The sequence below is a fragment of the Neisseria sp. P0001.S005 genome, from assembly GCF_051963715.1.
In genome coordinates this window covers 1-299 of sequence record NZ_JBQCTZ010000928.1, presented here as the reverse complement: position 1 = coordinate 299, position 299 = coordinate 1, and the positions used below count along the sequence as shown (strand labels likewise).

The window sequence follows — 299 nt, the reverse complement described above, 5'->3', positions numbered from 1 at the left end:
CCTTCGCCACGGCCGCTGCCTGTACCTTTCGTACCGCCGCCGTTGCCTTTTCCTTCTCCGCCCAAGGCTTTGCCTTCTCCGTTGCCTTTACCGTTTTCAGCAGTATTCGGCCCGGTTTTGCTGCCTGAGTGTTCAGATGCTTTGGGAGATGGTTTAGGCTCTGCCTTCGGCTCTGGTTTTGGTTCAGGTTTTGGCTCGGGCTTAGGCTCAGGTTTGGGTTCTGGCTTAGGCTCGGGCTTAGGTTTCTCGATAGGTTTCGGTTTTTCCTTTTGCTGTACGATATCCGCTTTTTCTTTTTT

General features: G+C 52.8%; 1 pseudogene. It reads right to left on the bottom strand.

Annotation, left to right across the window (positions count from 1 at the left end):
* Positions 1–299 (bottom strand): annotated as a pseudogene (locus ACTHSP_RS23535) (energy transducer TonB); the annotation flags it as partial.